20 protein-coding genes are annotated in these 18,729 nt (G+C 66.6%); 6 read left to right on the top strand and 14 right to left on the bottom strand.

The genetic code is table 11. The features are described 5' to 3' along the window. Positions 1 to 21: 21 nt before the first annotated feature. The 5 genes from MU553_RS11450 to MU553_RS11470 form a co-directional block, all read right to left on the bottom strand. The gene (locus MU553_RS11450) at positions 22 to 669 is read right to left on the bottom strand and encodes a non-canonical purine NTP pyrophosphatase (protein WP_247376731.1); all 648 of its coding nucleotides are present in this window, start codon (positions 667 to 669) and stop codon (positions 22 to 24) included. A gap of 149 nt (positions 670 to 818) precedes the next feature. Continuing rightward, positions 819 to 1,091: a DUF5808 domain-containing protein gene (locus tag MU553_RS11455; RefSeq protein WP_247376729.1), complete on the bottom strand. Its 273-nt coding sequence runs from the start codon at positions 1,089 to 1,091 to the stop codon at positions 819 to 821. Between the two features lie 346 nt (positions 1,092 to 1,437). Next, complete coding sequence (locus tag MU553_RS11460; RefSeq protein WP_247376727.1) at positions 1,438 to 3,087, bottom strand: bifunctional N(6)-L-threonylcarbamoyladenine synthase/serine/threonine protein kinase; 1,650 nt, start codon at positions 3,085 to 3,087, stop codon at positions 1,438 to 1,440. 8 nt (positions 3,088 to 3,095) lie between these two features. Further along, positions 3,096 to 3,230, bottom strand: coding sequence for a 30S ribosomal protein S27ae (locus MU553_RS11465; RefSeq protein WP_247376725.1), 135 nt, complete (start codon positions 3,228 to 3,230; stop codon positions 3,096 to 3,098). A gap of 1 nt (position 3,231) precedes the next feature. After that, positions 3,232 to 3,549, bottom strand: a complete 318-nt coding sequence (locus MU553_RS11470; protein WP_247376723.1) for a 30S ribosomal protein S24e — start codon at positions 3,547 to 3,549, stop codon at positions 3,232 to 3,234. 211 nt (positions 3,550 to 3,760) lie between these two features. Here MU553_RS11470 and MU553_RS11475 point away from each other — a divergent pair, with 211 nt between their 5' ends. Then, a complete protein-coding gene (locus MU553_RS11475; RefSeq protein ID WP_247376722.1) occupies positions 3,761 to 4,378 on the top strand; it encodes a hypothetical protein in 618 nt (205 codons plus the stop codon). Here MU553_RS11475 and MU553_RS11480 read toward each other — a convergent pair. The 5 genes from MU553_RS11480 to MU553_RS11500 are packed head-to-tail and all read right to left on the bottom strand — an operon-like array spanning position 4,375 to position 7,356. Next, positions 4,375 to 4,968, bottom strand: coding sequence for a GTP-dependent dephospho-CoA kinase family protein (locus MU553_RS11480; protein WP_247376719.1), 594 nt, complete (start codon positions 4,966 to 4,968; stop codon positions 4,375 to 4,377). The genes MU553_RS11475 and MU553_RS11480 overlap by 4 nt on opposite strands. 4 nt (positions 4,969 to 4,972) lie before the next feature. Continuing rightward, a complete protein-coding gene (gene spt4 / locus MU553_RS11485; RefSeq protein WP_345893365.1) occupies positions 4,973 to 5,173 on the bottom strand; it encodes a transcription elongation factor subunit Spt4 in 201 nt (66 codons plus the stop codon). After that, positions 5,173 to 5,742 carry a DNA-directed RNA polymerase gene (locus tag MU553_RS11490; RefSeq protein WP_247376715.1) on the bottom strand — a complete coding sequence of 190 codons (570 nt, stop codon included), beginning with the start codon at positions 5,740 to 5,742 and terminating at the stop codon, positions 5,173 to 5,175. Before MU553_RS11490 ends, spt4 begins: the two co-directional genes overlap by 1 nt. A gap of 1 nt (position 5,743) precedes the next feature. Continuing rightward, the gene (locus MU553_RS11495) at positions 5,744 to 6,115 is read right to left on the bottom strand and encodes a PIN domain-containing protein (RefSeq protein WP_345893362.1); all 372 of its coding nucleotides are present in this window, start codon (positions 6,113 to 6,115) and stop codon (positions 5,744 to 5,746) included. An 8-nt stretch (positions 6,116 to 6,123) separates the two neighbouring features. Then, a complete protein-coding gene (locus MU553_RS11500; protein ID WP_247376712.1) occupies positions 6,124 to 7,356 on the bottom strand; it encodes a translation initiation factor IF-2 subunit gamma in 1,233 nt (410 codons plus the stop codon). A 187-nt stretch (positions 7,357 to 7,543) separates the two neighbouring features. On the opposite strand from MU553_RS11500, the gene MU553_RS11505 reads away from it, so the two are divergent. The 3 genes from MU553_RS11505 (at position 7,544) to MU553_RS11515 (ending at position 11,843) form a co-directional block, all read left to right on the top strand. Next, positions 7,544 to 8,731: a substrate-binding domain-containing protein gene (locus tag MU553_RS11505; RefSeq protein WP_247376710.1), complete on the top strand. Its 1,188-nt coding sequence runs from the start codon at positions 7,544 to 7,546 to the stop codon at positions 8,729 to 8,731. Positions 8,732 to 8,837: 106 nt separating this feature from the next. Then, positions 8,838 to 10,823 (top strand): methyl-accepting chemotaxis protein, encoded by a 1,986-nt coding sequence (locus MU553_RS11510; protein ID WP_247376708.1) that lies wholly within the window; start codon positions 8,838 to 8,840, stop codon positions 10,821 to 10,823. A gap of 48 nt (positions 10,824 to 10,871) precedes the next feature. Further along, on the top strand, positions 10,872 to 11,843 hold the full coding sequence (locus MU553_RS11515) for a DUF5787 family protein (RefSeq protein WP_247376706.1): 972 nt from the start codon (positions 10,872 to 10,874) through the stop codon (positions 11,841 to 11,843). Here MU553_RS11515 and MU553_RS11520 read toward each other — a convergent pair. The 3 genes from MU553_RS11520 to MU553_RS11530 are packed head-to-tail and all read right to left on the bottom strand — an operon-like array spanning position 11,840 to position 15,001. Further along, entirely contained in the window at positions 11,840 to 12,703 is an 864-nt protein-coding gene (locus MU553_RS11520) for a DMT family transporter (protein WP_247376705.1), read from the bottom strand. The genes MU553_RS11515 and MU553_RS11520 overlap by 4 nt on opposite strands. Positions 12,704 to 12,761: 58 nt before the next feature. Further along, positions 12,762 to 13,586, bottom strand: coding sequence for an MBL fold metallo-hydrolase (locus tag MU553_RS11525; protein ID WP_247376703.1), 825 nt, complete (start codon positions 13,584 to 13,586; stop codon positions 12,762 to 12,764). A gap of 50 nt (positions 13,587 to 13,636) precedes the next feature. Further along, on the bottom strand, positions 13,637 to 15,001 hold the full coding sequence (locus MU553_RS11530) for an ATP-binding protein (RefSeq protein WP_247376701.1): 1,365 nt from the start codon (positions 14,999 to 15,001) through the stop codon (positions 13,637 to 13,639). A 230-nt stretch (positions 15,002 to 15,231) separates the two neighbouring features. Here MU553_RS11530 and MU553_RS11535 point away from each other — a divergent pair, with 230 nt between their 5' ends. Together MU553_RS11535 and MU553_RS11540 are read left to right on the top strand one after the other, a co-directional pair. Further along, positions 15,232 to 16,386: a thiolase family protein gene (locus MU553_RS11535; protein ID WP_247376699.1), complete on the top strand. Its 1,155-nt coding sequence runs from the start codon at positions 15,232 to 15,234 to the stop codon at positions 16,384 to 16,386. A 481-nt stretch (positions 16,387 to 16,867) separates the two neighbouring features. Then, positions 16,868 to 17,881 (top strand): BtrH N-terminal domain-containing protein, encoded by a 1,014-nt coding sequence (locus MU553_RS11540; protein WP_247376698.1) that lies wholly within the window; start codon positions 16,868 to 16,870, stop codon positions 17,879 to 17,881. Here MU553_RS11540 and MU553_RS11545 read toward each other — a convergent pair. Continuing rightward, complete coding sequence (locus MU553_RS11545) at positions 17,874 to 18,533, bottom strand: helix-turn-helix domain-containing protein (RefSeq protein ID WP_247376696.1); 660 nt, start codon at positions 18,531 to 18,533, stop codon at positions 17,874 to 17,876. The genes MU553_RS11540 and MU553_RS11545 overlap by 8 nt on opposite strands. Positions 18,534 to 18,729 lie beyond the last annotated feature (196 nt).

Here is an 18,729-nt window from a genome sequence, read left to right on the forward strand (position 1 = left end):
CGTCTCGTCCAGTTCCAGTCGCTAGCGCTCCTGGAACCACTCCGCGAACTTCGCCAGCGCTCGCCCGCGGTGGGAGACGGCGTTTTTCTCCGCGGCGTCCATCTCCGCGAAGGTCGTTCCGTCGTGCTCGAAGATGGGGTCGTAGCCGAACCCGCCCTCCCCGCGGGGCGCGACGAGTTCGCCTGGGACGTACCCCTCGAAGATCTTCACCGGGAGGTCGCCCTCCTGGACCTGGTCGTCGGTCGTCGCCGTCGCGCGCTCGTCGGCCGCCTGGTCCTGTCCCCTCCGCTCGCGATTCACCGGTTCCGGCGTCGCCGCGAAGTCCTCGCCGTCGCAGTAGGCGATGACGCTCCGGAACGACGCCGACCGGTCCGATTCCATCTCGGCGAGCTTCCAGACGCGTTCGATCCCGAGCGTGTCCTCCGCGTACGCAGAGTACGGCCCGGGGAACCCGTCGAGGGCGTCGACGAAGAGTCCGGAATCCTCGACGATGACTGGCTCGTCGACGTGCCGATAGGCCTGGCGGGCGCTGTGGGCGGCGACGGCCGCGATGTCGTCGGCCTGGATCTCGGTGGTGTCGAAATCGAGCTGTCGGACCTCGGCGTCGGCCCCGAGGTACTCGCGGGCCTCCCGGAGTTTCCCCTCGTTGGTGGTGACGAACCGGAGCATACGCCCCGCTCGGTGTGGCGGGACAAAAGAGGCGTCGCTTCACGTGCTGCCGGACAGACTCGTGGGTCGTTCAGGACATCTCCCGGCAGATACACCTCGACAATCGGTTTCTACGCGGCCACCGGCTGTGAAAATCCTGTCCGGCAGTATCAGTCGACGATGACTTCGACGGGCTCGTCCTGTTCGGTCTCGCTGCCACCGTCGTCGCCGCCGCGCTGCTGCCAGAAGAGTGCGCCGGCGACCGCCACCACGATCCAGGACCGCCAGTTCGCGAGATTCAGCGTATAGCCGATGCCGAACGGCTTCTCGACGAGCATCCCTTCGCCCGGCCGCCAGTACGACGAGAGCAGGCGCTTGATGGACGGTCGCTCGAAGTTGTACGGCACGCCGAAGATCTCTCCGGACTGCGGTTTGTCAGCCATGTGTGCAGTTATGATTGGGCGCGTAATGAACGTTTGTCCCCCACTTTTTACAGCACGGGGGTGTCCTCGGCCTCAGGCCTGCGGGCACCCCCGTCTGCAAAACCTGTTCCCGTGAGCTTGCGAACGGGAGCTTGGAAGACGAGCAACGCGAGTCTTCCGGTGGACTAAAACACCCTCCAGACTAACTTCGTTCGTCTGGAGTGAACCGCGCCGCTCCGCGGCGCGGATGCTGGTGTGTTCACTCCACAACCTGTACTTATCACCAGTATCCGCGCGAGCAGAGCGGGACCGGAGGTCCCGCAGGCCCGTAGGACCGAGGATACCCGACTTGGAAAAAGATGGCGGGCTACTGATATCGACCGCGACCCTCGACCTCGCGCAGATGCGCGAGCACCGCCTCGTCACCGACAGCCCTGTACGCGTCCTCGGCGGCCTCCAGCAGCGTCTCGGGGTCGTCGGCCGTGCCCGCGAGCGACTGGGCGAACACGTGGAGGTCCATCGCGTAGTCCTCGACGTCGTCGGTGTAGTAGCCCAGTCCGAAGTCGATGAGATACGTGCGGTCGTCCGCGGCGTCGTTGCCGAGCCCGGCGACGCGGACGTTCCGCGTCGTCGGATCGCCGTGGACGAACCCGGCCTCGTGGATCGTCGCGAGGTGGCGACCGACGTTGCGAACCCGCTGCTCGGTCAGCGCCCCCCGCAGATCCGTCTCGCCGACGCGCTCGAAGACGATCGTCGCCTCCTGGGGATCGACGTCATAGATGGCCGGCGTCGGGACGCCGTGCTGGCGCGCCTCGCTCGTGAGCCGCGTCTCCTCGCGCGTGCGTTCGATTCGGAGTCGCTCGTCGAGCGCAGGATGGCGGTACGAACGCGGCACCCGCCGTTTGACGACCCGATCCGGTTCGATGGTGACCGTCGCCTCCGCGCCCTGCACCTCGTCCTCGTCGGTGACTGGCTGGGAGACCGATTCGCCCGACCGCCACGTCACTGGCACCTGGTCCGGGCGGAAGTTCGAATCGATCTGCGAGTCCTCGATCGCCAGCGTGTCGCCGGCCGCGTACATCTTCGCGCCCAGGACGGCGATCATCCCGGCGTTGTCCCGCAGGAACCGGTTGTCGGGCGCGTAGAACTGGGCGCCACGTTGGGCGCACATCTCGCCGAGCATCTCTCGCAACCGTTCGTTCTGGCCGACGCCGCCACCGAGGACGAGTTCGTCGCTGCCAGTCAGCGACAGCGCGCGCTCGGCGACCTCCGTCAGCATCGCGAAGACGTTCTCCTGTAAGGCGAAACAGACGTCTTCGATCTCCTCCCCGCGGTCGTACGCCTGCTTGGCCGCGCTCATGATGCCCGAAAAGGAGAAGTCCATTCCCTTCACGACGTACGGGAGGTCGAGGTACTCGCCGTCTTTGGCGGCGTTCTCGACCTTCGGCCCGCCGGGATGCGACCAGCCGACGTGGCGGGTGAACTTGTCGATGGCGTTGCCGACGCCGGTGTCCATCGTCTCGCCGAGGACGCGGTAGCGACCGTTCCGGTAGCCCAGAATGTGCGCGTTCGCGCCGCTGGCGTTCAGACAGACCGGCGAGGCAAAGCCCGACTGGTGACGACCGATCTCCAGGTGGGCGACCATGTGGTTGACGCCCACGAGGGGTACGTCGAACCGCTGGGCCACCGAACGGGCGGCCGTGCCGACGATCCGGAGACACGGCCCGAGGCCGGGGCCGCGCGAGAACGTGACGCAGTCGACCGGTGGATCACCGTCCTCGTGGGTGGGGTCCTCGGCCGCGAGGTCGCGAGCGTGCGCGAGTGCAGTCTGGACCACCTCGGGGACGTGCTCGCCCATGTGTTCGGCGGCCTCGCGCGGGTGAATGCCGCCGCTCTCGGGCTGGTAGGCGTCGGTCTCGATGAAAACGGACTCGTCCTCGGATTCCGAATCGCCTTCGCCGTCGTAGACGGCCGCGCTGGCCGCCCAGGCTGTCCCTTCGATACCGAGAACGCGCATCTAGGGGTCTATTTCCACTCGGTGTAGCTGCACCGACCGCAGTGGAGGCGGTCGCCGTGGTCGGCGAGGAACGCGTCGCCACAGCGGGGGCACTGCTCTTTCTCCGTGGTGCCGTCGTCGTCGTAGAACTCGTGGCGGGGCATCTTATGCCTCCTCTGCCTCTTCCTCGGCCTCGTCGGCGTCGGCCGTGATCTTGTTGCGCTCGAGCATGTGGTCCTGCTCGACGTCCTTTGCGTCCTCGGGCGAGTCGTAGACCTTCGCGTAGCCGACGGTCTTGCGCATCCCATACTTCGTGTCGAGTTCGTGGACGACGACCTCGTCGGAGTCCTTGTTCAGTTTCGCCGCGAGACTGTCGCGAACGGAGAGACGAGACGGCGTTGCGTCCTCGTGGACCATCTCGAACCGGACGTCGGTCCGGTGCAACATCGGGTTCTCGTCTTCCTCGATGATATCGATATCCATGGTTCGTTGCCCTTACGTCTCCGCGAAACGAGTAAAAGGATTTCGAAGGGACCGCTACACGTCGACAGTCGATCCGGCACCGTCCGTGAGGCCCCCGGGGAGCCACGGTTTTCAATATTGAGCATTGGTGCCATGCCACGCAGGTATCGGCCCGTTAGCGTCGACTGCAGGGATAACTGATACATATCATGGGTGATAACGTCCGGTATCGATGGGCAGGACCACGCACGGCTGGGTCGAATATCGCCACGTGGACTGGTCGGACGATCAGTTCGAGGGCGACGGCTGGCGCGCGCTCGTCAACCTCCAGGAGATGATGGGCGGCCGCGCGCCGTTCTCCGGGTATCTGTTCGGCGTCGAGAACGACGCGAAGTTCGAACCGATCGCCCCCGACCGTGGACTGCCCGACTCGATGAGCCGCGTTGCCCGGCTCGACTACGAGGACGTCTCGAGCGACGACGCGTCCTGGGTCTCGCTGCGCGAACTCGAACGCGCCGACTGGGACGCGGTGCCGGAGTTGACGGCGGTCACCACCCGGGAAGAGTGGGAGGCGGCCGTTCGTCGCACCGAGAAGTTCACCCCGCAGGGGCGGCTCGTCGAACGCGACGTCGATGCCTGGACGGAACTACCAGCGGACACCGTGGAGACGCTCGCGACCGAACAGACGATCCGGTACGACGACTACGTCTACCGCGTCGTCCCGAAGCGGCTGCGCGAACTGGCCACCTACGACTGGCCGACGCTGTGGTCCTGGCTCACGGAACTCCGCGACCGCTGGGAACTCGATTCAGAACACGTTCGGCTCGTCGTCTGGTTCGTCGAGGATTAGTCCGCGACGCCGAGCAGCGACCACAACCGGTCCGCGTCGCCGTCCATGCGACCGAGGAGGTCTCGCATTCGCTCGACTGACTCGCCAGTACAGGTGACCAGCACCATCCCTTCGTCGGGCTGTCCGTACACGACGCTCGCGCCCGTCGGCGCGGCGACGACGGCCGGCAACGCAGCCAGATCTTCTTCGCCATCGACGACGATCACCGTCGAGGTACCGTCCGCTGTGCCGTCGAGTGCCGCACGCAGCGCAGTCACCAGCGGTTCCGACAGCGTCGCTGCCGGATTCGAGACGTGTCGTTCCCGGTCGAACGCGTCGCTGTCGATCGCGTTCTGGATGTGATCGTCGACGGCCGAGCGTTTCGTCCGGCCGTCGACGAGCGCCACGTCCGGCGTCCGATCGGCCTGCATCAGGTGGTAGGTGACGATGTCGCCGACGGCGACGAGCGGCTCGGCGGCGTCGGCCAGGAGCGCCTCCGTGTCGGTGTAGATCGGGCCGACGGGCTCTTTGAGCTCTGAGCGGAGTGCAGCCTGCAGCTCGACGACGACCGCCGTCTCGTCGCCGTCCGCACTGGAGTGGTCGTCTGTCACGGCCTCAGCGGACTTTCAGGGCGTACTTGCCCGGTTCGGTGACCTGCATCTCCGAGGCGATCTCGCTCTCGTCGGGGTGGCTGATGATGACGTAGCCGGCCCAGTCCTCGGTCAGCGACGACGAGCCACACGCCACGCAGGCCTCTTCCTCACCGGACGACTGGACGCGGTGACACTCACGGCAGACGAGTCTATCGGCCATGATTACTCACCTGCAGTCGCCTCGCGCTCTTTGCGCTCCTCGTCGAGCCAGCCGTGCTTGCCGAGCCCGACCTGTTTCGCCGTCAGGCCGATCTTCGAGTCGCGGGGGTTGCGTTCGTCGATGCTCTTCGTGACGATGCGCGCCCGCACTGCGTCGCCCACGCCGAGCGTGCGATTCGAGTCTCGGGAGGCGAGCTGTTGGTTCTCCTCGTCGTACGCGAGGTACTCGTCGGAGATCTGGCTGACGTGGAGCAGACCGTCGACCGGTCCGATACCCACGAAGGCACCGAAGTTGACGACCTCGACGATCTCGCCGTCGACGACCTCCTGCATCTTCGGATCGAAGGTGAGTGCGTCGAACTCGGCCTCGTAGTAGACGCCAGGCTGGTTCGGCAGGACTGCACCTTCCCCGATGTCGTGCACCTCGATAACCGAGACGACGCTCCCGACGTCTTCGTCCATGCGTCCCTCCAGCTTGTCCTGGAGCAGGCGCTTGACGAGCCCGGGAGTTACGTCAGCGAGGTGCTCGGGCGGCACCTCGACCGTGTCGCGAAGTTTAACCCGTTTGTACATACTATGGTTGAGTGATGGCGAGTTTGTGCTGACCCCTTAAACCAATTACTGGAACGCCTCGTTCGAGGAGGCGGTCTCGCAAGGGGTGGTCTCTCGTGACGACGTAGTCACACTCGCCTGCGGCGGCGAGTTCGACCAGCGCGTCGTCGGCGTACGATTCCTCGTGCTCGAGTATCCGGCAGCGCTCGGTCGCCAGGTCGTGCCCGACGCTCGCTGCCGTCCCCTCCGCACCGTTGTTGCCGTCTGCGAGTTTCGCCAGCTCGTCGACGACGGCCCGCGGTGCGGCGAGGTCATCCGTGGTGAGCAGCCGATCGAGTTCCTCGAACACCCGCACGTTGCATTCGACCGGCATCATCAACGCGCTGGTGTCCATGCAGACCGTCATCCACGCAGCGTACCGACGCCGATCAGCCGCCAGCGCGCACCGACCCGGCGGTTGATGGCGATCTTGGCGCCGTCCTGGGCGCAGACCGGCCGCTTCAGTGCGACTTCACATTCGCCGGTGCGCGCGCTCGTGACCGATCCGACCGTCGTGGCCGTGCCGACCGTCAGCATGAGCGGTTCGCCGGTGCTGATCTCCTCGACTTCCTCCTCGACGTCGCCGACGATCCGTTCGAGCAGTTCCACGTCCATCGTGAACTGCTCGTGGACCGGCGGCAGCGTGCCGGGCGGGCCGGCGACCTGCCCCGCGAGGGCGTCGCCTTTCGTCAGCGACGGGTCCAGTCCCGTCCCGACGCCCAGGAGGCCGCCGGGCGAGGCTTCCTCGACGTCCTCGCCGCCGGCCTGGATCGACCTGACGGTCGTCTCGACGGGACGCCACTCCGTCTGGCCGCCTTCCTCGACCTCGCGGCCGGGACGGAGTTCGAGGTCGTCGCCAGCCTCGAGGCGGCCCTGCGTGAGGCTCCCGCCGAGGACGCCGCCCATCAGCGAGTCCCACGTGGTACCCGGGCGGTTGATGTCGAAGCTGCGCGCGACGAGCATCTGCGGATCTTCGCTCGGGTCGCGGTCGGGCGTCGGGATCTCCTCCTCGATGGCGTTGATCAGTACGTCCATGTTGACGCCCTGCTGGGCGCTCGTCGGGATGATCGGGGCGTCTTCCGCCACCGTCCCGGACACGAACTCCTTGATCTGTTCGTAGTTCTCGGCGGCCTGTTCGCGGTCGACCAGGTCGATCTTGTTCTGGGCGATGACGATGTTGTCGATGCCGATGATGTCCAGCGCCATCAGGTGCTCTTCGGTCTGTGCCTGCGGGACGGGTTCGCTGGCCGAGACGACCAGTACCGCGCCGTCCATCAGCGAGGCGCCCGAGAGCATCGTCGCCATGAGCGTTTCGTGACCCGGTGCGTCGACGAACGACACAGTCCGAAGCGGTTCGCTCGGCGAGCCGTCCGGACACTCGTCCTCGACCGTGTACTTGTCGGGTTCGTCGAGGTCAGGGCAGTGCCGGAACGTCGCGTCGGCGTAGCCGAGGCGGATCGAGATTCCGCGCTTCATCTCCTCGGAGTGCTGGTCGGTCCACTCCCCCGAGAGGGCCTGCACCAGCGTCGTCTTGCCGTGATCGACGTGGCCGACGAGTCCGATGTTCACCTCCGGTTGTCGGTGTTCGTCTGTCATTTCGGAAGTAATCTTATCGTGTCTTCGCCGCCTGCGGGTGATAAAGTTGCTGTTCTCCCTTCCGCAGTGACAACGGTCGCACCTGCCCCGCCACGGCGTCTGTCAGTGCTGTCGTCACCCGGACAGTCGGCCTGACGTGCAGAGAAATCAACAAGACGAAATGACAGCGCTGAAAACCTCACTGCTGATGTCCGATTCACCTCCAAATCGGCGCGAGTTCCTGCGCGCGACGGGACTCGCGGCCGCCCTGACCGGCATCGCCGGCTGTGTTCAAGACCGTGCGCCCGGCACGGCCGAACCGAACAGCACGACAGCAACGGACGAGCCAACTGCCACCGCGACGGCCCCCGAGAGCACAGACGCACCAACCGCAACGGAGACCGAGGTCGAAGAGACCACCGAGGCGGAGACGACGGAAGAAGAACCCACCGAGTCGATCCCCCCGCTCACGGCGGACGGGTCCTCCACGATCTACCCGATCGCGAACAAAGCGGCATCCTACTGGAATTCGAACGTGCCCGCTGACGACCGAGAATACTGGCCTCACGCCGAGTACGGCATCGAGACCGACGAGAACCTCGCCGACTACTGGGCCGGAAAGAATGGTTTCGAACCGACCGGCGAGCGCTCGACGCCGCCGTACGTCGTCAACGTGGGGTTGAGCCACTCCGAGAGAGGCGTCAAGAGCGTCCAGAAAGGCCGCGTCGACATCGGGAACTCCTCGGCGCCCGTCGCGGCCGAACTCCCCGACGCCGATCAGTCCACGCTGGATTCGTTCGTCGATCACGTCGTCGCCGTCGACGGCCAGCCGATCGTCGTCTCCCGCGAGATCTACGACGCCGGCGTCACGAAGCTCACCGGCGACGAACTGAAGAAGATCTACACGAAGGAGATCACCAACTGGAGCGAACTCGGCGGCCCGGACAGGGAGATCCAGGCCATCGCCCGCGCCGAAGGCTCCGGGACCGACACCGCGTTCCGCGCGAACCTCTACGGCGATCCCGAGGCACCCATCGAACCCGACGTCAGGAAGGAGATGAACCAGCAGGTCAAGCAACTCGTCGAACAGTCCGACAACGCCATCGCTTACCTCGCGCTCGCGTTCGTCGAACCCGACGGCCCAGTCCCGCCGGTCGCCCTCGAACTCGACGGCACGACCTACGAGTACGGCGAGAACCTCGGGGCCAAGGAGTACCCGCTCAGTCGCGACCTCCACTGCTACACGTGGAAGGACACGTCCAAGAAAGAGGCCGCCTTCCTCGACATGGTCCTCTCGGAGTTCGGACAGGATACGTTCGTCGCCGACAACCACTACCTCACGCTCCCCGAGAACCGGAGAGCGACTCAGCGCCGACGCCTGCCGAGTCGGAACTGACGGCCCAGCGCCACCGATTTTCGCAGCGTGACTCTGTCGGTAGATATACGTGCCACCACACACCATTATGCGACCATATTGTCATATACTCGACTATATTTCAACAATGAACTATCGTGATAAAATCAAGTCGACGCTCGCCCGCTTGCGAGGCGCCGCGGAGCCACGGGCGGAGAGCCGTCGCGACGAGGGAGCCGGAACCGTGACGCCAGTACCGGACGGTGGCCAGATCCCGGGGTCGGAGGACGGGCCGGCGTCGCTGGACGAGATCGGGCTGCGAGCAGGGGTCGACGACGAGCAGTTGCTGTCGGCGCTCGGTCTCGACGTCGCGGAGATGGACTGGCGAAAGGAGTTCGTCGGCTTCGACGACGGCGACGCAGAGCGGCTGGCGGAGCTGACGCCCCTGTTCGAGGACGTCGCCGACGATCTCGCCGACCACTTCTACGATCACCTGGGCCAGTACGAACAGACGCTCGACGTGCTCGACCGCTCGGACCGGTCGGTCGAGCAGCTCAAGTGGACCCAGCGCCGGTACCTGCTGAGCCTGGGTGACCATCCGTACAGGCCAGGTGGGACCGCCGGCTACGGGCGGGAGTACTTCAAGCAGCGGGCGGTCATCGGGAAGCTCCACGAGCGCCTGGACATGCCGCCGAAACACTACATCGGCATGTACCAGCACTACCACGAGCAGATCGTCGGTGAACTGTTCGACCGGCTGGAAGCCGAGCTCGGCGACTCGGACGACGACGCGGCCGCCCTCGAGCGGACGCGCGACCAGCTCCAGTCGTTCCTGCGGATCACGAACGTCGACATGCAGATCGCGATGGACGCGTACCTCCAGTCGGGCGAGCAGATCTGGGTCGACGCCCTGGAGGAACTCCTCCAGCCGGTCATCGTGCTCGACCGGGAGGCCGAGATTCTCCTGTTCAACGAGGCGATGGAGGAGCTGACGGGCGTCACCGAGGCGGAAGCCCGGGAGATGCCACTGTGGGAAGTGTATCGAACCGACGAGACCCACGACACGAAAACGACGATGCTCGAAGTGGTTCTGGAGAGCGAAGACCCGGTCCGCGAGCAGGAGTTGGAACTGCTGACCCACCACGACGAGCGGCGAAACGTCGTCCTGTCGAGCGTCCCGCTGTACGACGACCACGGCGCCCTCGTCGGGGGGACCACCGTGATCCAGGACATCACGGATCTGCGCCAGCAGGAAGAAGAGCTCGAACGACGCCAGGAGACGGCGGCGGAGATGAAAGCGGCGATCGCGGAGTTGCGCGACGCCACGGCCGCCGTCGCCGACGGGAGCGACGAGATCGCCGACCTCGCCGACCAGCAGCGCGACGACGTCGAACAGGTGGCCAGCGAGGTCTCGAACATGAGCGCCTCGATCGAGGAGGTCGCCGCCAGCGCTGAGCAGGTCCGCGAGACGAGCCGTGACGCCGCGTCTCTCGCCGACGACGGCCGTGAATCCGCCGACGAGGCCCGCGAGCTGATGACCCGACTCGACGCGGACCGCCAGGGAATGCTCGACAAGGTCGAGAACCTGCAGGACGCCGTCGCGGAGATCGGCGACATCGTCGACATCATCGACGACATCGCCGACCAGACGAACATCCTGGCGCTGAACGCCTCCATCGAGGCCGCCCGCGCCGGAGAAGCCGGGGAAGGCTTCGCCGTCGTCGCCGACGAGGTCAAGCAACTCGCCGAGGAGTCACAGGCACAGGCCGCCGAGATCGAAGCGCTCGTCGAGAGCGTCCAGGCCGACACCGCGGACACGGCCGAGAGCCTGCAGAACACGGGCCAGCGCATCGGCGACGGCGTCGAGCGCGTCGAGGCGATCCTGTCGAAACTCGACGAGGTCGTCGCCGCCGCCCAGGAGACGGCCGAGGGGATCGAGGAGGTCGCCGACGCGACCGACGACCAGGCGTCGAGCACCGAAGAGGTCGCCGCCATGATCGACCAGACGGCCACGCAGGCCCAGGACGTCGCCGACGAGATCGAGGACATCGCCGACGCGGCCCAGTCGCAGTTCGCCCAGGCCCAGACCATCGAAGAGGGAATGGAGGAGCTCGCGGACGAGGGCGCCGAGTAACCCGCCCGGAGCGCGAGACTTTTGCGCGCACCGTCCCTGGTCTCGCCCGTGCAGGAGTTCGCCTTCGAACTCGCCCTGGCGGCCCACCTCGAAGCGGACGGCGAGGCCATCGTGAGCCGCCAGCTCGGCACCGCAGTCCGCGGCCGGCGCATCATGGACCTCGTCCTGGTCGACCCCGGCCCGAAATTCGCCGAGCGCGCAGCGATCACGCCCGATCGGATTCCGACCCCCGCGATCGAGAGCGACGTGGGCACCGGTCGCTTCCGCTACTGGAAAGACGCGTTCGACCGCCATCCCGACCACGCCGAGTCGATCGTCGAGCGGGCGGTGGACCTCGGCTTCTTCGAGCGCGAACGCCGCCGCGGCCGAACGTACGTCCGCCAGACGGCACGGTACCCCGAGGACTGGTTCGGCCGCCTCGTCGGCGTCGAGAACAAGCCGGACCTCGCCCGGCCGGGCGATCTCCAGACCCAGCTCCAGAAGGACGTGAGCCTCGGTCTGCTCGACGCGGTCGTCCTCGCCACGGAGTCGTACGTCACCGGCGCACACCTGAACCGCATCCCCGAGGAAGTCGGCGTCTGGCGGTTCGATCCCGAGAGCGGCGACCGGGAGGTGCTCCGCGAGCCGACGCCGCTCTCCCCCGACGAACCCGGTATCGACATCGTCGAGGAGCGGACCGCGCGGACTGACGTCGAAGTCGTCAGCGCCGCCGAGAAGGCCCGGTACCGCCGTCGGGTGGCCGAGCGCGCCTACGGGAAAGGCTGGCGGACCTACGAGTTGCCCGCGTGTGCCGAGAGCGAGGCCGGCGAGCGGTTCGGCACCGCGTGTCTGCCGTTCTGTCGGTGGAAGGGCCGGCTCGTCGACGCGGCGAGCGAGTGCGGCCCCGACTGTGCGGGGTTCGCGGCGGCCGAAGCGCCCGACGTGGACCTGGTTGCCGAGCGGGACCGACGACAGCCCTGGGACCCAGATCCCGAGGGCCGCCAGCGGCGCCAGTCCGGGCTGGACCGGTTTCTGGATTAGAGCGCCAGCCAGACGCCGACCATCACCAACCCAGCGCCGACGAGACGGCGCCCCACTCCTTGTTCCCCGAACAGCGCCCCGCCAGCGAGCACCGTGAGCACCAGTGACACCCGGAGGACGACCGTCGCCTTGGCGGCCGCGACCAGCGCGAACGCGGCGAAGATGAGGACGCTCCGGAGCGTGGTCATCGCCCCGAGCGCGAGAAAGCGCCGCTGGCCGAGCGCGCGCGTCGGCAGGGTGCCGTCACGGCGTCTCAGCAGGACCCCGAAGGCCAGCGCCATCTGGACGTAGAGCAAGAACGTGAACAGCAGCGACGGCACCCGGACCACGACGAAGCGGGCGGCGACGGAGGCGACGGCGTACAGCCCGGCCGTCCCGAGTGCCAGCAGCGGCCCCGGTTCGGTGACCCGGGCCAGCGGCGAGGAAAGCGATTCATCGGCGAGAATGACGTACCCGCCCAGGGTGGCGGCGAAGGCGCCCAGGATAACGCTGGGGCCGAACGCAGTGGCCAGCACCAGCGGTTCCAGCACGGCGACCAGCAGCGGCGTCGACTGCCGAAGCGGCGAGACGACCGAGAGGTCCGCCTGCGTCAGTGCAGTGAGAAACGCGTACAGCGCGAGGACGTTCGCGACGCCGGCGACGAGCGTCCCGGCGACGACGGTGAGGGTTACCGAGACGGGCTGCGTAGAGAGCACCCAGAGTGCGACCGGAAACAGGAGCAGACTACCGAGGATCGACGTGACGTAGCTCAGCCGGAGCGCGTCGACGTCGGCGGTCAGGTGCTTCTGAAGCGTCTCGTAGCCCGCCTGGACGACGGCGCCGGCGAGCGCGACGGCGACCCAGAGGTCGACGAGTGTCATCTATCCGACTGCGAGCGTGCCGCTGTCTTCAGTGTCCCGCACTCGTTCAGCAGTTGCGTCACAACTCGTAGCGCTCGCCGTCGACGGCCAGCGGGTCCTCGAACGCCTCGTCGGCGGGGACGTAGTGCGAGACGTGGACGACCCGCGTGTCGGCGGCGTTCAGTTCCTCGCCGAGGGATTTCGCACCCTCGATGGTCATGTGTTTGGTGCCGAAGGTGCGCGGCACCCCCGAGTCGTCCTCGTGTTTCCCGCCGTAGGGGTGGTGTTCGGACATGTGGGCGGGGACGATCCCGTCGGCGAGCAGGAGGTCGGCGCCTCGCAGGCGCTCGCGGGAGGACTCGGGAATGCCGAAGCTCGTGTCGCCGGACAGCGAGAGTTTCGCGCCCGTCTCGGGGTCTTCGACGACGAGCCCGTAACAGACCAGCGGCGGGTGGTCGACGGGCAGGAGCGTCACCTCGAAGCCGCAGGTCTCGAACGGCTCCAGCGGCGTCTGGGGGTGCGCGGTGATGGCGTCGAGGTAGTCGAAGCGGCGTTCGACGGTGTCGGCGACGCTCTCCGACGTGTTGGGGTCAGTCTCGTCGGCGGCGTACACCGGGAGCGACGAGAGCAGGCGGTACGCGTTGCCGAGGCCGTCGAGGTGGTCGAAGTGGATGTGGGTGATGACGGCGGCGTCCGGGAGGTCGACGTCGCGTTCGAGGAACTGGTATCGGAAATCCGGGCTGGCGTCGACGAGCAGGGACTCGCCGGTGCGCTCGTTGTGGACGTGGACGGAGTAGCGCGTGCGCTCGACGTCGTGCTCGCGAGCGTACTCGCAGGTGTCACAGGAACAGCCTGCCGTGGGCGTCCCGGTCGTGTCTCCCGTTCCCAGCAACGTGACCTGCATCGTTCACGGAGTGATTCCCCGTGGAGAAAAAGCCCTCCCCTCAGAGTGGTTCAGTCGTGTGAGTGGTCGTGTGCTTCGCCGTCGTGACTGTGGTCGTGTGACTCGTCGTTGCCCGCACCGGAGATGTCGCCGCCGGCGACCAGGGCGTCGGCGTCGCCGTCGATCATGTCCAGGTTCTTGAGGTTGTCACGTTCCTCGAAGTCCGCGACGGCGTCCTCCAGGTCCTGCTGGGTGAGCGTCGTGCGCTCCTCGGTCAGCGCCGAGAGCACGGCTTCCCGGAGCACCAGGCGGAGGTCGCTGCCGGTGAGGCCCTCGGTGATCTCCGCGAGCGTGTCCGGGTCGAAGTCGATGATCTCCATGTCCCGGGTGACGACCTGGAGGATGTCCGAACGCATGCTGCGGTCGGGCTTGGGGAAGTTGACGATCTCGTCGAAGCGTCGCCAGGCCGCGGCGTCTAACTGATCGGGGTGGTTGGTCGCGCCGATGAGCAGGACGTCGTCGTCGATGAGGCTGATGTCGTCGATGCTCTTCAGGAGCGTGTTGACCGCCCGCTTGATCGCCGCGTGTTCGTCCGAGGAGCGGGTCTTCGCCACGAAGTCGAACTCGTCCATGAAGAAGATACAGGGCGCGAGCCGCCGGGCGACCTCGAAGGACTTGTCGACGTTCTTGGCAGTCTCGCCGAGGTACTGGCTGGTGATCATCGAGAGCTTCACCTCGACGAACGGGAGTTCCAGGTCGTGCGCCAGCGCGCGGGCGACGGACGTTTTCCCGGTGCCCGGCGGCCCGACGAACAGGAGCTTCCCGATCTCTCGGAGACCGATCTGTGCGAGGTAATCGCGGTGTTCGATGGCTTTGACGATCTTGTGGATCTCGCCCTCCTGGTCGGGCGTCAACACGAGGTCGTCCATGGTCATCTCGACTTCCTCGGGCGCGCGGATGTCCACGAGGTCGAGCATCTCCTCTTCTTCCTCCTCGTCGAAGTACTCCTCGAGGAGACTGTCGATCCAGGCGCGGTCCGCGCGGGCCGGTCGGTTCACCTCGCGGGCGGCCTCGTGGCTCACGTCGAACTCCTCGCCGTACGCGGCCGCGAGGGCGGGGTTCGCGCGGATGCGATCCTCGTCGGCGCGGTCGAGGAACCACTCCTCGGCCAACTCCTGGTCGGTGAACTCAATGTCGCCCGAGAAGTCGTCGCGCTGGGTGAACATCAGGTCCCCCACGGCGTCCCAGGGACGGTCCACGTCAGTCGCGTCGGCGGCCGTCTGGCCGGTCGCCGACAGCGGCCGCTCGATCCGGCCGTCCGTCCAGAACACCTGCCGGTAGGCCGGCGGCAGGTCGTCCTCGTCCAAGTCGCGGTCCCCATTGTACACTGCTGTCGTCAGCAGGAACTCGACAACGTCCAGCTCCGGGTTACTCATTCCCAACTCGGTTACCGCGCGACGGATATAAGCCCCCCGGACTCGATCGCAGGTGTGAGAGACAGCCACCCACACAGGAACATCAGTTGTTAACCACACATCTCACAGAGTTAACAACCACAAAGCGGCGGTTGTCGTCCCCACCGGGAGGTCGGACGGGCGAGACAACTGTTCGTGCAGGTGTTACCAGTTCTACGGCATTTAACATCGTGGACCCTGATTGGGTGTGTATGGCAGAGAACACACCTGTTGTCGTGCAGGCTTACCGAACCCCACAGGGCAAAGAAGACGGCGTCTTCGCGGACGTGCGCAGCGAGGACCTGTCGATTCCACTGATCAACGAGATGCTCGCCGAGACCGGTCTCTCCGGCGAGGACGTCGACGATCTCATCTGGGGCTGTGCCCAGCAGCGCGACGAACAGGGCAACAACATGGCCCGCGTCATCGCGCTCCTGTCCGACCTGGGCGAGTCCGTCCCCGCGACGACGGTCAACCGCTGGTGTGCGTCCTCGGCGCAGTCGATCATCTCGGCCAGTGACGCAATCCGCGCCGGCCAGCGCGAGTGCATCATCGCCGGCGGCGTCGAGAGCATGTCCCGGGTCAAGATGGGCCAGAACACCCCGAACGTCCACCCGAGCATGAACGAGGACTACAACGTCGCGGAGCTGGACATGGGGATGACCGCCGAGAAGGTCGCCGAGGAGTACGACATCTCCCGCGAAGAGCAAGACGAGTACGCCGCTCGCAGCCAGCAGCGCGCCGTCGCGGCCACCGAGGAAGGTCGCTTCGACGACGAGATCATCCCGATCCAGGGCCACGACGAGGACGGCAACGAGATCACCGTCGAGGAAGACGAGGGACTCCGCCCGGGGACGACCGCCGAGAAGCTGGCCGAACTGCCGACCGTGTTCAAAGCGGACGGGACCGTCACGCCCGGCAACGCCAGCCAGGTCTCCGACGGGGCGGCCGCGACGATGATCACGAGCAAGGAGTTCGCCGAAGAGCACGACCTGGACGTCCTCGCCGAGGTCGGCGGCAACAACGTCGCCGGCGTCGACCCGACCGTCATGGGAATCGGCCCGGTTCCCGCGACCCGCGGCCTCTGTGAGCGCACGGGCCGTGATCCGGAGGACTACGACCTCGTCGAACTCAACGAGGCCTTCGCCTCCCAGTGTTACTACTCACAGCAGGAACTCGGCTTCGACGACGACATCTTCAACGTCAACGGCGGCGCCATCGCCATCGGGCACCCGCTGGGCGCCTCCGGTGCTCGCCTGCCCGTGACGCTCATCCACGAGATGAACAAGCGCGACGCCGAACTCGGCCTCGCCACCGAATGCGTCGGCTTCGGCCAGGGCGCTGCGATCGAGTTCCGACTGCCCTGAGCAGCGACCCAGTGCACTCTTTCTCCTGACGCGCCGGCACCGACGAAGAGCGCCGAACGAAGCACTCCCAGTGACCGGGGCCCTACGCTAGGAACTGCGTATGCCGCGCTCGGCCCGATAAGCAGGTCTTACGGTCGCGGGGTCGGCGCGAGGGGACGCCCAATCGATACATAACTACGGCACTGGCGCGGGTGGATAGCACTGGAGGTGGATACACGAGCAGTGTTCGCTCGCGCACCGACGCTTCACCTACTCCCCGAACTAGCATCACCGACGCGTCATCCGAGCGTCGTCCACGACCACCCGTCACGTCCGCAGCGCTCCGCCGCGCTGCCAGGATACCCTCGTCGTCGCTCATGACCCATCGCGGCGCTCGGGTCCCCGGCGATGCCCATCTCTCCCCCTTCCACACGTTCAACGACCGCGAGCGGCGACTGTCAGGCGGCAGCACGGTTATAGTGACCCGCATTCCACCACCAGTATGCACCGCGTCGACGGATTCGAGCACCGGCCGGGCAACCACTGTGGGTCGACCTCCCTCCGGAACCTCGCCGACTACTACGGATGGGGATACGACGAACTGACCTGTTTCGGCCTCGCGTCCGGCCTCGGCTTCACCTTCTTCGAGCTGCCGGAGAGTCCGCATCGCGCCTTCTTCGGTCGCCCGCTCTGGCTCGAACGCGCCTTCTTCGAGCAACTCGCCATCGGACACGACCACCGGAGCGGACAGGACTGGGCCGACTTCCTGGCGTCGCTCCGGACGCGGATCGACGAGGACGACCCGGTCCTGGTGTTCACCGACATCTACTATCTGGACTACTATCAGACGGACACCCACTTCGCTCCCCACTCGCTGCTGGTGATCGGCTACGACGAGACCGAAGAGACGGTGCTGCTCGCCGACAGCGAGTTCGAGACGCCACAGGAGTTACCGCTGGCACGCCTCCGCGCGGCGATGACCTCCGAGTACATGCTGCCGGACACCACCCGCTCGCTGGTCGTCACGGAGCCGAAGCCGAACAGGACGTTCGCCGAGGCGGCGCCGACGGCTATCGCCCGGACGGCCAGATACATGCTCTCGCCGTCGGCGGTCGACCGCGAACTCGGCCCCGGCACGCACGGGCTGGCGGGGATTCGCGCGTTCGCCGACGAACTCACCGAGTGGACGGCCTTCGACGACCCGCAGTGGACAGTCAGGTTCGCCTACCAGAACGTCGAACGCCGAGGCACCGGTGGCGGCTGTTTCCGGCGGATGTACGCCGAGTTCCTCGACGCCGCGGCCGAAGCCGTCCCGGCGGTTCCGATGGCCGCGGCCGACGAGATGGCCGACGTCGCCGCCGACTGGACGGCGGTCGGCGAGACGCTCAAAACGGCCAGCGAGTGCGACGACGCCGACGCGATGGCTCCGTATCTGGCCGAGGCGGCCGACGCGGTTCAGGAGTTGGCCGACCGCGAACGGCGGCTGTTCGAGGACCTGCTGGCGGCGGTCAGGTGACGGTCGCGGCGATGATGCGGGCCTCGATGCGGTTGAGGTGTTCGCCGACGGTGCCGACGGTGCAGTCGCACGCGTCGGCGATCTCCTCGTAGGTGGCCTGGCGGGGCACCTCGTAGTAACCGAGTTCGACGGCGGCCTCTAACACCTCGCGCTGGCGCTCTGTGAGGGTGGCGATGGCGCGGCTGTCGTCCGGCTGGAACGTGCCCATCTCGGTCGCTTCGGCCTTGATCGAGTCCGGGACGTTGGCGAGCGCTTCCTGGATGTTGTCGTCGCTCCCGATGACGGTGACGCGGAGCCACCCCTCGCTGGTGAACTGCAAGGGCAGGTCGAGTACGAGACGGTACTCGTCGAGCAGTTCCAGGAGCCCGACGGCGGGGTCGCTGTCGTCGAAGTGGACGTAGGCGTAAAAGCCCGAGTCGCCGGGGATCAGCTCCCAGTCGAGCGCGCTGGGATGCTCGTCGAACACCGATTCGGCTGCGGACTCGTCGCCGCGGAGGCCGACGAGGACGATCCCGGTCTTGTCTTCGCGGAGACTGATGTACTTCAGCTGCTCCGGCGAAAGGTCGGGGTGCTCTTTGAGTGCCGCGATGATCGGGTGGAAATCTCGCTCTTCCAGCGGGATGAGCGAGAAGGTGAAATAGCGCATCGTCATGTGCGTGTCCCCACTCCGGTCGGTCGCTGCTGTGCTGGCTGCGTGGCGATACCTCGTGCTGACTGTCGGGTACGAGACGCGTTCGATGATGTCATGCTCTCTGCGTATCGTGGCGAAACGACAGTCGGTCCCTTTTCCCCCAGGCCCGGCAGCGCGGCCCGCCACGACGTGTGGTGTGACACCGTATGTGTTCTGA

It is taken from the genome of Halorientalis brevis, assembly GCF_023077655.1.

Bases quoted from the DNA above. Each gene is read 5' to 3' on its own strand.
- MU553_RS11450 (WP_247376731.1), bottom strand. From the start codon at position 669: ATGCTCCGGTTCGTCACCACCAACGAGGGGAAACTCCGGGAGGCCCGC.
- MU553_RS11455 (WP_247376729.1), bottom strand. From the start codon at position 1,091: ATGGCTGACAAACCGCAGTCCGGAGAGATCTTCGGCGTGCCGTACAAC.
- MU553_RS11460 (WP_247376727.1), bottom strand. From the start codon at position 3,087: ATGCGCGTTCTCGGTATCGAAGGGACAGCCTGGGCGGCCAGCGCGGCC.
- MU553_RS11465 (WP_247376725.1), bottom strand. From the start codon at position 3,230: ATGCCCCGCCACGAGTTCTACGACGACGACGGCACCACGGAGAAAGAG.
- MU553_RS11470 (WP_247376723.1), bottom strand. From the start codon at position 3,549: ATGGATATCGATATCATCGAGGAAGACGAGAACCCGATGTTGCACCGG.
- MU553_RS11475 (WP_247376722.1), top strand. From the start codon at position 3,761: ATGGGCAGGACCACGCACGGCTGGGTCGAATATCGCCACGTGGACTGG.
- MU553_RS11490 (WP_247376715.1), bottom strand. From the start codon at position 5,742: ATGTACAAACGGGTTAAACTTCGCGACACGGTCGAGGTGCCGCCCGAG.
- MU553_RS11495 (WP_345893362.1), bottom strand. From the start codon at position 6,115: ATGGACACCAGCGCGTTGATGATGCCGGTCGAATGCAACGTGCGGGTG.
- MU553_RS11500 (WP_247376712.1), bottom strand. From the start codon at position 7,356: ATGACAGACGAACACCGACAACCGGAGGTGAACATCGGACTCGTCGGC.
- MU553_RS11505 (WP_247376710.1), top strand. From the start codon at position 7,544: ATGTCCGATTCACCTCCAAATCGGCGCGAGTTCCTGCGCGCGACGGGA.
- MU553_RS11510 (WP_247376708.1), top strand. From the start codon at position 8,838: ATGAACTATCGTGATAAAATCAAGTCGACGCTCGCCCGCTTGCGAGGC.
- MU553_RS11520 (WP_247376705.1), bottom strand. From the start codon at position 12,703: ATGACACTCGTCGACCTCTGGGTCGCCGTCGCGCTCGCCGGCGCCGTC.
- MU553_RS11525 (WP_247376703.1), bottom strand. From the start codon at position 13,586: ATGCAGGTCACGTTGCTGGGAACGGGAGACACGACCGGGACGCCCACG.
- MU553_RS11530 (WP_247376701.1), bottom strand. From the start codon at position 15,001: ATGAGTAACCCGGAGCTGGACGTTGTCGAGTTCCTGCTGACGACAGCA.
- MU553_RS11535 (WP_247376699.1), top strand. From the start codon at position 15,232: ATGGCAGAGAACACACCTGTTGTCGTGCAGGCTTACCGAACCCCACAG.
- MU553_RS11540 (WP_247376698.1), top strand. From the start codon at position 16,868: ATGCACCGCGTCGACGGATTCGAGCACCGGCCGGGCAACCACTGTGGG.
- MU553_RS11545 (WP_247376696.1), bottom strand. From the start codon at position 18,533: ATGACGATGCGCTATTTCACCTTCTCGCTCATCCCGCTGGAAGAGCGA.